Origin of the sequence: Salinibacterium sp. NG22 (assembly GCF_015864925.1) — a bacterium.
In the GTDB taxonomy this organism is placed as follows: Bacteria; Actinomycetota; Actinomycetes; order Actinomycetales; family Microbacteriaceae; genus Rhodoglobus.
In genome coordinates, this window is sequence record NZ_JADYWG010000002.1 from 67,462 (window position 1) to 80,017 (window position 12,556).

Below are 12,556 nucleotides of genomic sequence, written 5' to 3' on the forward strand. Positions count from 1 at the left end.
ACGAACGGCGTTCTGCGAAAGCGGGGCGCCGTTCGTTCGTTAACGCGAGCGGGTTGGGTTAGATAACTGGAGGGCGTCCGGCACGCGCCATCCGCACCACGGTCGCCCAGCCCATGCTTCGGCGTCCGCCGGGGTTCTCTCGCCAACCCGCAAACCAGCCACCCCACCAAGCACGCATGCCCACCGGGTTCTTCGCTGCACGCAGGACCTGAATTGCGGTCCAGCTGGCAACATAGATTGGCACCAACAGCACCGGCAGGTTGCGCTTGGCCAACCACACGCGGTTGCGGGCATTGAGGCGGTAGTAGTAGCTGTGACGAGCCGGATCGATTGCCGGATGATTCGCCACCAAGTTGCCGGCGTACCAAGCGCGTTTGCCGGCACCCCACACTCGCCACGCGAGCTCTATGCCTTCGTGGGCATAGAAGTAGGGGTCGCCCCACCCACCGATCTCGTCGAAGAGCGGACGCGGCATCAATACAGCGCCCTCCCACACGGAAAACACATCACTCGGATGCCGTGGGTCGCCCTTGCGAATGCGCGGAATCCAGCGGCGTGGGTTCTCTTTGCCCTCGGCATCCTCTACGCGCGGCTGCAGCAGTCCAATGCTCGGATCAGCCTGCATGAGCGCCACAGCGTCGCTGAGGAACGTCGGAGATGGGATGCTGGCGTCGTCGTCGAGAAAGAAGATCCAGTCACCCTGCACGTGCTCGACACCGCGACTGCGGCCCGCGGGGATGCCCAGGTTGGCCTCGAGGTGAAGACCGCGGACGGCATCCGGAAGCCCGGTGGGGTTCCAGCCATTGCCGACCACGATGATGTCGAGTTCAACGCCCTGCTGCGCCTGCAGCGAGGCAAGGCCGCGCGCGAGGTCGTCGGGGCGCTTTCCCTGACTGAGGGAAACAACGCCGATGCGGTGGGTCATGAGCGAACGCGCTTGGACGCCATGATGGCCACAAAGTGACCGGCGAGTGCGAGAAGTGCGAGCGGCAGCAGAATGAGCAGCACAGTGCGCTCTGCGGCGAGTGCGGGCACGAAGAGTGCGACGATCGCCGTTGCGAACGCGATCATCGTGAGCTCAACCGAGTGATACAGGCGGTGAAAAGGAACGAAGCGAGCAAGGCGACGAAGTTTCGCCACGACGCTATGGCTCGGCACCGCCTCACCCTTGCGGTCGCTGAGTTTGTCGAGGCCGGCGTTAGCTCGGGCAACGTGCACCATGTCATTGAGCGCCTTGTTGAGCACGATGATGAGGGCAAGGGCAAAACCGGCAGTGGTCCACGCGAAATCGGCCGGGAAATCGAGGGGCCAGCCGGCGGCACGAAGACCCAGGGCAATTGGAATGAGCGCTTCTGTGCTGTAGTGCCCGACCTTGTCGAGGAACACTCCTGCTGGCGAACGTGTGTTGCGCCAGCGAGCGACTTCACCGTCGCTGCAGTCAACGAGCATCTGCAGTTGGCCGAGGATGAGGGCGAGAGCAGCACCCGTCATGCCGGGGATGAGCAACGCGGCGGCCGTGAGCCAGCCGGTGAGGATCATGAGCCCGGTGACACCGTTAGCGCTGATGGACGTCTTGAGGAGCATCCACGTCAGGTAGGGGGAAATGTCGCGCAGGTAGAGCGATGCCGTCCAGTGTTCAGCATTGGCTCGCAGGCGCACCTCTGGCGGTTGCGTTACTTCGCGCAGTTGGGCGATGCTTTCGGGGCGCGTAGCGGGCTGCGGTGGTGTGTGAGGAGACACGGTATTACCTTCCCGTATGCGCTGTGATGTTCTTGGTGAGTTTCAGGAATCCGAGAATGAACCCGCTGCCCCAGCCAAAGTGGATACAGGGAAGCACGATCAGATACCAAAGACCTGATCGTAGCCCGTCTTTCGCCGCGGCAACAGCAGCCGCAGCAATGACGAAGAGTGCGTAGATCGCGGGCGCAGCGTAGGCGACGGCCAGCCAGCCGGTGCCGGTGCTGCTCGCAACAATTCCGAGAATGAGCCCGACTACGGTGCCGACAACAGCCAACGGTGGCACGAAATAGCGCAGCGAATTTGCCGTTCCAAAGCGGCGAGCCAGCTCACCGCGCCAAATGCCGGTGGCAACGAACTGTCGAATAAGGGTGCGCAGGTTGGACCGCGGCCGGTAGACGACTTCAAGTTCGGGCGTGAACCAGACGGTGCCGCCGGTAGCGCGCAAACGGCGGTTCAGCTCCCAGTCTTGGCCGCGCTTAATGTCTTCGTCAAAGAGTCCGACCTCGACGAGACGTGCACGCTGGAAGACGCCAAGGTAAGCGGTATCGGCTGGGCCCTCTTTGCCGCCCGTGTGATGCTGGGTGCCACCGAGACCTTCAGGCGACCCGTAGGCGTGAGCGACAGCCCGTTCGAAAGGCGTGCGGCCTTGAGCTTTCATGATGCCGCCAACGTTGTCGGCACCGGTGCGTTCAAGAGTGTCAACCGCGACTCGGGTGTAGTTGGCCGGCAACACGGAGTGCGCATCGACACGAACCACGATCGGATACGTGGAAGCGCGGATAGCAGCGTTGAGCCCGCCGGGAGTGGAACCAAGTTCGTTGGTGATGTGGCGGATGCGCGGATCAACCCGTGCCATTTCGTCGATGACGGCATTGGTGCCATCGATGCTCGGACCCAGCGCGAGCACGATCTCGAAGGGACCCTCATAGTCTTGTGCTGTGAGGCTGTCGACGGCTGCCTCAATGTGTTCAACTTCGTTGAGTACGGGCATCACGTACGACACACCAGTGAGGGCTTGAGCCTTCTTTGCCATGGGTTCCAATACGTCGGGCCGGGTTGTCGGTCGAGCTTATCGCGTAGGGCGCGAATTGCAGCGGTTACACACGTATGCGGCGTGCGCAGGCTTAGGGCCCGCACACGCCGCACACGTGGTCATTCGGTGTTACTGGAGAGCACCGAGAGTGACGTCGACGGTGTATCCCTTGCCGTCACGCACGTAGGTGAGAGGCGTGGTTTCGCCTGCCGATTGAGCACGCACCTGAGCGGTGAGGTCTGTCTTGTTGGTGATGGGGAGTCCATCGAATCCGGTGACGATGTCGCCTACCTTGAGTCCGGCATCCTCAGCTGCTCCACCGGCGACGATGTCGACGATGCTGGCACCGACTACTTCTGCATCGCTCTGGATGGGGTCGTCAGTCACATCGGCGACTGCGGCTCCGAGGAGACCGTGGGTGGCCGTTCCGCTTTCGAGGATCTCGTTGGCGACACGGCTGGCAACGTTCGAGGGGATCGCGAAGCCAACACCGATGCTGCCTGCGGTTCCACCGGAGGAGGCGATGGCGACGTTGATTCCGATGAGTTCACCGTCGGAGTTCAGCAGGGCGCCGCCGGAGTTGCCGGGGTTGATCGCGGCATCCGTCTGGATCACGGCGAGGGCTACTGAGGCCTGAGCAGACGAGTTTTGTCCGTTTTCCTGGCCGTTTTCGCCGAAGAGGTCGAAGTTCCAGAGGTCTTGATCGCCGCTGTCGTCGGGGGCTTCAGTGCTTGCCTCGGGGTCTTCGGATAGCGCCGATGAAGCGATCGTGATGCTGCGGTTGAGCGCGCTCACAATTCCGCTCGTGACGGTTCCCGAGAGTCCCAGGGGCGCACCGATCGCGACGGTGCTGTCTCCTACGTTGAGCTCACTGGAGTCGGCAATGCTGATGAAGGGCATGTCGCTGGCGTCATCAATGTGAATGACGGCGATATCGGAGATGGCGTCGAAGCCGATGACGGTCGCGGAAAGCAAGCGTCCGTCGCTGGTGGTGACGGTGACGGCGGGGTCTGCGACTTCACCATCGAGGGTAACTACGTGAGCGTTGGTGATGACGTTGCCGTCTTCACTAATGATCACGCCGGATCCGCTTCCGCCTGCGTTCTGGCCCGTCACATTGATGGTGACGATCGCGGGAGCAGCCTTAGCGACCACCGAGGTGACGAGAGTTGCGTTCCCCGGGTCGTTGACGGTGATGGATGCGGGGCTCGCGGTGCCGCTGACAGCTGACGTCGCTTGGTTTCCGAGCGCCCAGAGCGTGACGCCTGCACCGGATGCACCGCCCAGGAGCGCGACGATGGCAAATCCGGCCACGAGGCCAAGTGTCATGCGGGGCTTTTTCTTGGGTGCGGCAGGATCGGCAGCTGCTGCTGGAACTGCAGCCGGGCCGAAGCTTGCGCCGGGGTGTGCCCCTGCTTCAGCAGAGGCTGAGTCCGTCTGCACGGTGGGTGCAGCGGGGGCTGTGGCGGCCGAAGCTGTGACGAGCTCAGCAGGTGCGCTTGGAGTCGCAGCGTTCGCGGCAATCGCTGTACCTGCAGCGGGCGGGGCTTCCACCGGGGCGGCACTGGGTGCGGCTTCGGTGGAGGAAGTCTGTGTGGGCGCGCTGTCGACGCCGGCGGGTGTTTCCGCGGTATTGCCTGCTGCGGGAGTTTCCGCAGTGTTGGCTGCGACGGGAGTCGCTGAAACCTGGGGTGCTGTTTCGGGGGTGCTGGTTGGGGTGCTGTTCTCTTCGGGTGTTACATCTTCGGGTGTTGCACCTTCGGGTGTTTCTTCGGGGGTGGGTTCTTCGGGGACCTGAGTCATGGTGTGCTCCTTTCAGCGATGCAAGCTTCCATCGCTAACCTGTGCATTCTATTTAGGTCTGCTGTGGGTGGGCTGCGCGGTTGAAAGGAGTTGACCTAGACACCGAGCTGGCAGCCCGGTTTCGCGGGGTTTTTGTTCTGTGTTCGGTTTGTGGTCGAGAGGATTAGCAGCCGATTCCGGTGGGGTTGGCGATGCAGTCTTGGTCGACGAGCACTGTGGTGGCGTGCCCGGCGGTCGCGGTGAGGGGCGGCGCGACGATGGTGAGGGTGCCGACGACGTTCTGCCAACTGCTGCCGGCGACACGGTATTCAGCGGCATAGGTGACGGCGAGACTGATCGTGTAGTTGCCAGGCTCCTCAAACACGTGACTGGTGGGTGTCGGATCGAATTCGGCGATCCGGTATTTGGCCCAGGTTTTGCCGGGGTTGCTAGTGCTGGCAGTACTGCCGTCGCCGTAGTCCCAGTTGTAGGAGGTGGGCGTGAATCTGACTTGGGCGGTGCCACCGAAGAGGGTGCCGTCTACGACGTGGGCGGACGCGTTGGCGTAGAAGTTGGTGTCGAGGCCGACGATCATCCACTGGTTAGGTTGCATGCCTGCGGCGGGAGGTTGCGGGCGGAAGGTGGCGATGGCGGAGATAGTGACGGGGCCAGAAGCTGCGACTTCAGCAGGTTCAGGAGCAAGGCATGGAACACGAGGAATCACGCACCAGCTCTCGTCTTCTGCCTCCTCCGCTGCACCATCCGTTGGAGACTGAAAATTCTCAGATGAGGTGCCAGAATTTCCGTGGACTTCGGCTGTAGCTCCGATTTCTACCCCGCCGCCGACCACACCTGCCGTAGCGCAGAGGCCTTCGGCATAGTCCTGTTCGCTGCATCGATCAGCTGTCGCCGCGAACGCAGAGGTGGTCGAACCCGCGCCCAGACACGCTCCAACTGTAAGAACTAGGACGAGCGCGGCTGGCTTCAACATTCCCGGCTGCTCCAAAGCAGCTGGTCTGAAACCATCAGAGCTGCTCGATCTTCAACGTAATCGAAAGTGACCTGCATAATCGACGAGTCGTCGCGCTCCGGTGAAACAACGGATTGACCTGAGCTATCGAGAACATCAACCCCTGAGATGTTGCGGCAAACGTAGATAGTGATGATCTCGCGCGAGCCGCCTGATGGCGAGTAGCGCTGCAGCTCAGCATTGCCGACTTTTGACTCGCCGGTCTGACGTTTTCCTGCTTCTTCAAACTCACGGAGACCTTCTATCGATGAGGCGAGAAAGTCGCCCGTCACAACTGTTTCCAGCCGCTCAGGGTCAGCACCGCCTTGTTCCAAGATCTCGCCAGAAACTCTCACGTACTCCGCATACGCCTCCTCTGCCGCCGCGAGCGCCTCTTCGTCTGACGCGTAGGGCGCAACGAAGGAGGCCGTCTGCTCGGGTGGAGGTGTCGTATCGGAGGGCACGCATCCACTCAGCAGCACTAAGAGGAGCACGCCGCCCGATACACGTACGAGGTTCGGTAGCCGCATACAACGACGCTAGGCATCCCCCACGATCCGGGCAGTCAACTTTCCACAGCCAGACGCCGCATCCAGCACCGCAAGTGGTTAGGCTTGCGGAACAATGACAGTCACCGGATCTTGGGAACGCGCCGCCAATGGCGCCATGCTGCTCGGCGCCGACGGGCAGCTGAGCCAAACAATTTTTGCCGAAATGTCGGCCCTTGCCGTTACCAGCGGCGCCATCAACTTGGGTCAAGGTTTTCCTGACGAAGACGGACCAGCCGAAGTGTTGGATGCCGCCCGCAAAGCAATCAGTGACGGTGCCAACCAGTACCCACCAGGCAACGGTTTCCCGGTGCTGCGCAACGCGATCGCCGAACACCAAGAACGTTTCTACGGAATCGAACTCGACCCCGACACCGAAGTTCTCGCGACAGCGGGTGCCACCGAGGCGCTAGCCGCCACGATCCTTGCACTCACCAACGAAGGCGACGAGGTCATCACCCTCGAACCGTTCTACGACGCCTACGGCGCCATGATCAACTACGCGCGCGCCACCCACGTGACGGTGCCGCTGCGCTCCCCCGACTTTCAGCCCAACCACGACGACATCCGCGCCGCCTTCAGCGGGCGCACTCGTCTCATTATCCTGAACAGCCCACACAACCCCACCGGTGCTGTGCTCGACCGCGAAACCCTCGAACTGATCGTGGAGCTCGCCCACAAATATGACGCTCTTATCGTCACCGACGAAGTGTACGAACACATCACCTTCGGCTTCGAACACATCCCCGTCGCTAGCCTGCCCGGTGCGTTCGACCGCACGATCAGCATCTCGAGTGGCGGCAAAACGTTCAACACCACGGGCTGGAAAATCGGGTGGATCACCGCACCCCAGCCCATCCTGCAGGCCATCATGGCGGTGAAGCAATACCTCACCTATGTCAACGGTGCACCACTCCAGCACGGCATCGCCGCAGGCCTTGGCCTCCCCGACAGCTACTTCGACGAACTCGCCAGCGGCCTCGCCCGCAAACGCGACACCCTGGGCGCTGGTCTCCGCAACGCAGGCTTCGACGTGAGCACACCCCAAGCCGGCTACTTCATCATTGCGGATGCCGCACCCCTCGGAGTGACGGACGCTGCAGAATTCTGCCGCCAGCTGCCCGAGCTCGCCGGAGTCGTCGGAATCCCTGTCACCGCGTTCGTGCACCCCGCGAACCACGGCGACTACAACACGCTCATCCGCTTCGCCTACTGCAAAAAGCCAGACGTGCTCGAGCGGGCTGCAGCTCAGCTCTCAGGGATGAAGCTGCGTCACTAACGCACCAGCGTAAGAATCTCCGCGCCATCATCGGTAATGGCAATCGTGTGCTCGCTGTGGGCGGTGCGGCAACCGGTCACGCTGCGCAAAGTCCAGCCATCGGCATCCGTCACCAGCTCAGCAGTATCAGCCATCACCCACGGCTCCAAAGCCAGCAGCATCCCCGCGCGAAGTGGGTACCCGCGCCCTGGCCGCCCGTCGTTGGCCACGTGAGGGTCCTGGTGCATTGTGGAGCCAATACCGTGACCGCCAAACTCCATATTGATGGGATACCCCGCCTCGCTGAGCACGGTACCGATCGCATGTGAAATGTCGCCAATCCGGTTGCCGGGTCGCGCCGCCGTAATGCCCTCAGCGAGCGCCCGCTGCGTGACGTCGATCAGCGCGAGGCTCTCTGCCGGCTGCGACTCCCCCACAACAAAACTGATCGCCGAATCTGCTGCGACGCCGTCGAGAATCACCGCGAGGTCGAGAGTAAGAAGGTCGCCCTCGGCGAGCGAGTAGTCGTGCGGTAGGCCATGAAGCACCGCGTCATTCACCGCCGTGCAAATGTAGTGACCGAATGCGCCGCGACCGAACGAAGGCGCATAGTCGACGTAGCAGGAGGTGGCACCCGCGGCCACGATCATCGACTGCGCCCAACGGTCAATCTCGAGCAGGTTAGTGCCGACCTTCGCTCGGCCTTTCAACGTCTGCAAAATGTGGGCGACCAGAGCCCCGGTCTCCCGTGCACGAAGCAACTCTCCTGGGCTAAGAATTTCGATCATTGACGCCTCCACACCAGAACATTTCGAATAACTATACCGGCCATATTATCCCGGTATAGAATCGACGCATGGTCCGATTGCCGCTCTCCCCCTCTGAAGTCGACCGCGGAAAACGCCTCGGCATGGCGCTGCGGCGCGGCCGCGGCACACGGTCGATCCTCGACACCGCTCTTGCCGCGGGCATCTCGCCCGAGACCCTTCGCAAGATCGAGACGGGTCGCATCGCTACTCCGGCGTTCCCTACCATCGCGGCGGTCGCCGATGCTATCGGTCTTTCTCTGGATGAGGTCTGGGCCGAAGTTCGGGAGCCGGAACAGCGGCGCTCGGCCTAACGCTCCTCGAGCGGGTGCACTCCATAGCGACGCAACGATAGCGCCGGGTTGGTCGCCCGCACCTCGTCGAGGCGAGCGTGCTCAATGTGGGCGACAGCGACATCCGTGCGCTCACCGATCGTCACAAGCTCAACACCCATGGGGTCGACGACCATGCTGTTGCCGACGCCAATCGGCGGGGCGTGATCGGCAGCGGCGACAAAGACGGTGTTCTCGATCGCCCGCGCCGTGAGCAGCGTGCGCCAGTGGTATTCCTTGAGCGGACCGCGCACCCACTCGGCGGGCACGACGATGAGGTTGGCTCCGGCATCCACCAAACGGCGTGACACCTCCGGAAAACGGATGTCGTAGCAAGTCTGCAAACCGACCGTGAAGCCCTCCCAGGCGAAGGTCTGCGGCGCGGCAATCGACCCGGGGATGACCCAGTCGGATTCGCGCTGCCCGAAGGCGTCGTAGAGGTGCTGCTTGCTGTAGGTCGCGACGATGGAGCCTGTCGGCGCAATCGCGACGAGGGTGTTCCAGAAGCGGTTTTCTTCGTCGCTCGACTGCAACATGCCCGCAGCGACATGAATCCGCAACCGCTGCGCGAGCGAGGTCAACGTCTGCACGAAAGGACCATCGAGAGGCTCGGCGGCGGTGACCCAGTCCTCGCCCATCGTTGCGGTGAAGTACGACGAGTACTCCGGAAAGATCACAAAACTCGCGCCACGTTCGACGGCACGCTCAGCGAGCTCGGTGATCTGCGCGATGTTCTCATCGCGATCGTGGCCGGGAACGAACTGGGCAACGGCGATAGTCGAAGCGGGAGTCATAAGCCCAGCCTACGACCCCGCCGGGACAGCTAGCAGGGAACCGTCGGAGAAAGCGACTACGCGCCGCCCTCCGCAATCTGCTTGCGATACGGAAGCAGTGCGGCCTTCATGCCAATTCCGAGCACGCCTACGAGACGGCCGTCGCGATAGTAACCAACGGCAGCCTGGTCGGTGAGGTCTCCCTCAAGCACTCGGATGTCGTCATCCGACACCAAGCCCAACAGACCGTAGGCCTGCAGTTTGATCTCGAATTGGTTCGACCAGAACGACGGCATCGGAGCGAAAGGCTTCGCCACTACATCGGCGAACGATCCGTCGTCGGCGAGGTGCGCTGCGAGCACGGCGCCCGCACGTTTGCCGGTGTCGGTCGGGATGTTCCAGTGCTCGATTCGACGGGCAACGTCATCGAACATGGGGTTCGGGAAGCGAGCAATATCGCCCACCACGTAGACATCATCGAGCGCGACACCATCGGTGGTGACAGCGCGCATCGCGTTGTCGGCGAGCACCCCATCCGAGACGTCGAGGTTTGTTCCCTCAAGCCACTCGATGTTGCAGTGCGAACCGACAGACTCGATCACGACATCGGCCTCAACAACGCGGCCATCGCTCAGCTCAACAGACTCGACCGCAGCCTCGCCGTTGATCGCCGCAACAGTCACGCCAGAGAAAATCTCTACGCCCTCGTCGGCAAGACGACGACGCATTTCCTTCGCGACGAGGTCACCCAAAGGACGCATCATGGGCTCAGCACTCGGCGTCACAATGGTGACCGCGCAGCCCAACTTGCGAGCGGTGGCGCTCAGTTCGCAACCCAAGAAACCCGAGCCGACAACGACGACGCGGGCACCGGGCGTGAGTTCCGCACGTAGAGCCATCGCGTCATCCAGCGAACGAACAACGTGACGGCCGGCGATCGGAGCAAAATCCAAGCGGCGAGCGCGCAGGCCCGTCGCAATAACCAGAGCACGCCACTCCTGCACAGACCCATCGTCTGTAGTGAGAGTGCGCGCATCGAGATCGACCGCAGTCGCCCGCACCCCGAGCATCCACTCAACATCGCCCATCTCTGCACGCGACGGAAACGCCACAGCCTCATGGGTCACGTCAGTGGCCAAGACCTCTTTGGAGAGAGGCGGACGGTTATAGGGGGCGTGAAGTTCTTCGCCAACCACGCGGATAGCACCGGTGTAGCCCGAACGGCGAAGAGACTCCGCCGCGCGCAGCCCACCCATCGCCGCACCGACAATAACGACCGGTGCGGCGGGGTTAGCCACAGTCACTATTCGACGATTCGAATGGCCTGCATCGGGCACACATCAACAGCGGCTTCAATGTTGTCGCGCTCCGAGTCGGGCGCTTCAGCCACGTACTCGAGCTTGTCGTCGTCGTTGAGCTTGAAGTTGTCGGGTGCCTCGAACACACACTGGCCGTAGTGCTGGCACTGGTTCATGTCGACTTCGATTTTGATCATCGCTTTTCCTCAACTTTCGACGGGTAGAGATCTTTCGACGGAGTTCGAATGCCTCGGAACTCCCAGTCGCCACCCATTGCTGTCGACATTACCTCTTCACTCTCGGTGGGTTGTGCCCCCACGTCGGTGCGGATGGCAGTCGGGCCCGTAACGATGCGGTTCGTGAGCTTGCCCAGACCTTCGACTTCGACCTCAACAACGTCGCCAGGCTGAACCGGACGCGAGAACGCGGGCGTTCCCGAGAACAGCATGTCACCGGGGCTCAACGTGATCGTGCGTGCGATGTCGGCCACGAGGTAGTTCATGTCCCACTCCATGTTGTCGGTGTTGTCGTCTTGCTTGACCTCACCGTTCACGATGGTGCGCAACTGCTTGCCGCGGAAATCCCAGTCCGTGACGAGGCCGGGGCCAACGGGAGCGAGAGTGTCGCTGCCCTTCACCCGAAGCATGGAACCGGCATCCGTGTCTCGGAAATCGTGCAGACCGTAGTCGTTGCCGATCGAGTATCCGGCAATGTAATCGCTGGCTTGCTCGGGTGACACGTTGCGGCACGTGCGACCGATGACGATGACAATCTCACCCTCAAAGTTCAACCACTTGCAGCCTTCGGGGCGCACAACATCACCCTTGTGGGTGTTGAGTGCGGTGACCGGCTTCTGAAAGTAGGTCGGTGCAGCGGGCAGCTTGGTCATGAATTCTTCGGTGCGGCTTGCGTAGTTCAAGTGCACGGCAATGATCTTGCTCGGCTCGGTTGGAGGCAAATGGATCGCCTCGTCAACTCCCACCTCGCGGCCATCGCCGGAGACGAGAACGTCACCGTGACGCGTTACCTGCGTCGGGTATCCATCAAGAAGTATTCTGCGGAGTTCAGTCACGAGAGAGAACCACATCCTTTGCTGCTGGGAAGCCACCTTCTGGCTTCGGGAACCACACGTGAACCTGACCGGTACCGATGGAGTTTTCGTAGTCGCTGTACATTACGCCGGGAGCGGTGCAGGCTTCTTCACCGATGGCACCCGCCGTCATGAGCCAATGACCAAACATGGCCTCGGGGCGAACCTTCTGGAACGCGGGCATGGTTTCCAACACCTGCGCGTGGTCGCCAGCCTTGAACCAGTCGAGACGTTCGTAGTCTGCCTCGCGGGCAGCATCCGAGAAAATGTGGGCCGGGTCTGCCATCTCGTGCTTACGCAGATCGCGCAGCTTGTAGAACGTGTGCGAGAGGGCACCGGAGGCGAGCAGGATCACGCGGCGGTCGCTCTTGGCAATCGCTTCACCAATCGCACGCCCCGCGCGCAAGAAGTCTTCATCGGTGGCGGTCTGACAAATAGAGACGCTCACCCACTTCTTATCGGGCAAGCCCTTGCCGAGGTACTCCCACAGGTTGATCGTGGCGTACATGATCGGCAGGTACTCGTCGTCGATCGGAGTGATCCACGTGCCGTTCTTCTCAGCCTGCTCCCCCATGAGCTTCGCGAGCTCGGGGTCGCCGATGAAGTCGTACGGCACACCGCTCATTCCACGAGGAAGCTCCTCCGACGTGAACTTGCCGTGGCGACGCTCGTGCGCCGTAACGACGAATTCAACCGTGGTCGCCCAGTGGCTGTCGAGCACGACAACAGTGTCGTAATCGTCATTCTCGAAGTAGTCCTTGCGGAGTCGTTCGAGGCCTTCAACGAGCGTTGAATCTTTGCCCTCATTGAGTTCCATGCGGATCTCTTGGGGCAACATGATCGTAGGTACGTGGGCGATCAGCCCAGCGCCAACAACTTCTCCCATG

14 protein-coding genes are annotated in these 12,556 nt (G+C 61.9%); 2 read left to right on the forward strand and 12 right to left on the reverse strand.

Annotated elements, in window-relative coordinates; translation table 11 throughout:
- Nucleotides 1–58 precede the first annotated feature (58 nt).
- The 6 genes from I6E81_RS09955 to I6E81_RS09980 all read right to left on the reverse strand — a co-directional run bounded on the left by I6E81_RS09955 (nucleotide 59) and on the right by I6E81_RS09980 (nucleotide 6,094).
- The gene (locus I6E81_RS09955) at nucleotides 59–925 is read right to left on the reverse strand and encodes a glycosyltransferase family 2 protein (RefSeq protein WP_197107295.1); all 867 of its coding nucleotides are present in this window, start codon (nucleotides 923–925) and stop codon (nucleotides 59–61) included.
- Nucleotides 922–1,740 carry a CDP-alcohol phosphatidyltransferase family protein gene (locus tag I6E81_RS09960; RefSeq protein ID WP_197107296.1) on the reverse strand — a complete coding sequence of 273 codons (819 nt, stop codon included), beginning with the start codon at nucleotides 1,738–1,740 and terminating at the stop codon, nucleotides 922–924. Before I6E81_RS09960 ends, I6E81_RS09955 begins: the two co-directional genes overlap by 4 nt.
- A gap of 4 nt (nucleotides 1,741–1,744) precedes the next feature.
- A complete protein-coding gene (locus tag I6E81_RS09965) occupies nucleotides 1,745–2,773 on the reverse strand; it encodes a glycosyltransferase family 2 protein (protein ID WP_197107297.1) in 1,029 nt (342 codons plus the stop codon).
- A gap of 129 nt (nucleotides 2,774–2,902) precedes the next feature.
- Complete coding sequence (locus tag I6E81_RS09970; protein WP_197107298.1) at nucleotides 2,903–4,576, reverse strand: S1C family serine protease; 1,674 nt, start codon at nucleotides 4,574–4,576, stop codon at nucleotides 2,903–2,905.
- A 163-nt stretch (nucleotides 4,577–4,739) separates the two neighbouring features.
- Nucleotides 4,740–5,279 (reverse strand): PKD domain-containing protein, encoded by a 540-nt coding sequence (locus tag I6E81_RS09975; protein WP_231604125.1) that lies wholly within the window; start codon nucleotides 5,277–5,279, stop codon nucleotides 4,740–4,742.
- Nucleotides 5,280–5,539: 260 nt separating this feature from the next.
- On the reverse strand, nucleotides 5,540–6,094 hold the full coding sequence (locus I6E81_RS09980; protein ID WP_197107299.1) for a hypothetical protein: 555 nt from the start codon (nucleotides 6,092–6,094) through the stop codon (nucleotides 5,540–5,542).
- Between the two features lie 94 nt (nucleotides 6,095–6,188).
- Between I6E81_RS09980 and I6E81_RS09985 the strand changes: the two genes are divergently transcribed.
- Nucleotides 6,189–7,391, forward strand: a complete 1,203-nt coding sequence (locus I6E81_RS09985) for an aminotransferase class I/II-fold pyridoxal phosphate-dependent enzyme (protein WP_197107300.1) — start codon at nucleotides 6,189–6,191, stop codon at nucleotides 7,389–7,391.
- Here I6E81_RS09985 and map read toward each other — a convergent pair.
- A complete protein-coding gene (gene map / locus I6E81_RS09990; RefSeq protein ID WP_197107301.1) occupies nucleotides 7,388–8,158 on the reverse strand; it encodes a type I methionyl aminopeptidase in 771 nt (256 codons plus the stop codon). The two genes, I6E81_RS09985 and map, sit on opposite strands and share 4 nt — an antisense overlap.
- A gap of 68 nt (nucleotides 8,159–8,226) precedes the next feature.
- Here map and I6E81_RS09995 point away from each other — a divergent pair, with 68 nt between their 5' ends.
- The gene (locus I6E81_RS09995) at nucleotides 8,227–8,490 is read left to right on the forward strand and encodes a helix-turn-helix domain-containing protein (RefSeq protein ID WP_197107302.1); all 264 of its coding nucleotides are present in this window, start codon (nucleotides 8,227–8,229) and stop codon (nucleotides 8,488–8,490) included.
- Here I6E81_RS09995 and I6E81_RS10000 read toward each other — a convergent pair.
- From I6E81_RS10000 to I6E81_RS10020, 5 genes are read right to left on the reverse strand one after another with little or no spacing between them, the layout of a single operon-like run.
- Nucleotides 8,487–9,302, reverse strand: coding sequence for a carbon-nitrogen hydrolase family protein (locus I6E81_RS10000; RefSeq protein ID WP_197107303.1), 816 nt, complete (start codon nucleotides 9,300–9,302; stop codon nucleotides 8,487–8,489). The genes I6E81_RS09995 and I6E81_RS10000 overlap by 4 nt on opposite strands.
- Before the next feature lie 56 nt (nucleotides 9,303–9,358).
- Nucleotides 9,359–10,585 carry an NAD(P)/FAD-dependent oxidoreductase gene (locus I6E81_RS14630; RefSeq protein WP_197107304.1) on the reverse strand — a complete coding sequence of 409 codons (1,227 nt, stop codon included), beginning with the start codon at nucleotides 10,583–10,585 and terminating at the stop codon, nucleotides 9,359–9,361.
- Entirely contained in the window at nucleotides 10,585–10,776 is a 192-nt protein-coding gene (locus I6E81_RS10010; RefSeq protein ID WP_009774276.1) for a ferredoxin, read from the reverse strand. Before I6E81_RS10010 ends, I6E81_RS14630 begins: the two co-directional genes overlap by 1 nt.
- On the reverse strand, nucleotides 10,773–11,651 hold the full coding sequence (locus I6E81_RS10015) for a fumarylacetoacetate hydrolase family protein (RefSeq protein ID WP_197107305.1): 879 nt from the start codon (nucleotides 11,649–11,651) through the stop codon (nucleotides 10,773–10,775). Before I6E81_RS10015 ends, I6E81_RS10010 begins: the two co-directional genes overlap by 4 nt.
- Nucleotides 11,644–12,555, reverse strand: coding sequence for a catechol 1,2-dioxygenase (locus I6E81_RS10020; RefSeq protein ID WP_197107306.1), 912 nt, complete (start codon nucleotides 12,553–12,555; stop codon nucleotides 11,644–11,646). The genes I6E81_RS10015 and I6E81_RS10020 overlap by 8 nt, the downstream gene beginning before the upstream one ends.
- Nucleotide 12,556: the final 1 nt, after the last annotated feature.

What these genes read in the sequence shown, in the direction of transcription:
- map (WP_197107301.1), bottom strand. Translation starts at nt 8,158, where the DNA reads ATGATCGAAATTCTTAGCCCAGGAGAGTTGCTTCGTGCACGGGAGACC.
- I6E81_RS09995 (WP_197107302.1), top strand. Translation starts at nt 8,227, where the DNA reads ATGGTCCGATTGCCGCTCTCCCCCTCTGAAGTCGACCGCGGAAAACGC.
- I6E81_RS09955 (WP_197107295.1), bottom strand. Translation starts at nt 925, where the DNA reads ATGACCCACCGCATCGGCGTTGTTTCCCTCAGTCAGGGAAAGCGCCCC.
- I6E81_RS09970 (WP_197107298.1), bottom strand. Translation starts at nt 4,576, where the DNA reads ATGACTCAGGTCCCCGAAGAACCCACCCCCGAAGAAACACCCGAAGGT.
- I6E81_RS09980 (WP_197107299.1), bottom strand. Translation starts at nt 6,094, where the DNA reads ATGCGGCTACCGAACCTCGTACGTGTATCGGGCGGCGTGCTCCTCTTA.
- I6E81_RS09985 (WP_197107300.1), top strand. Translation starts at nt 6,189, where the DNA reads ATGACAGTCACCGGATCTTGGGAACGCGCCGCCAATGGCGCCATGCTG.
- I6E81_RS10020 (WP_197107306.1), bottom strand. Translation starts at nt 12,555, where the DNA reads ATGGGAGAAGTTGTTGGCGCTGGGCTGATCGCCCACGTACCTACGATC.
- I6E81_RS10000 (WP_197107303.1), bottom strand. Translation starts at nt 9,302, where the DNA reads ATGACTCCCGCTTCGACTATCGCCGTTGCCCAGTTCGTTCCCGGCCAC.
- I6E81_RS09965 (WP_197107297.1), bottom strand. Translation starts at nt 2,773, where the DNA reads ATGGCAAAGAAGGCTCAAGCCCTCACTGGTGTGTCGTACGTGATGCCC.
- I6E81_RS10010 (WP_009774276.1), bottom strand. Translation starts at nt 10,776, where the DNA reads ATGATCAAAATCGAAGTCGACATGAACCAGTGCCAGCACTACGGCCAG.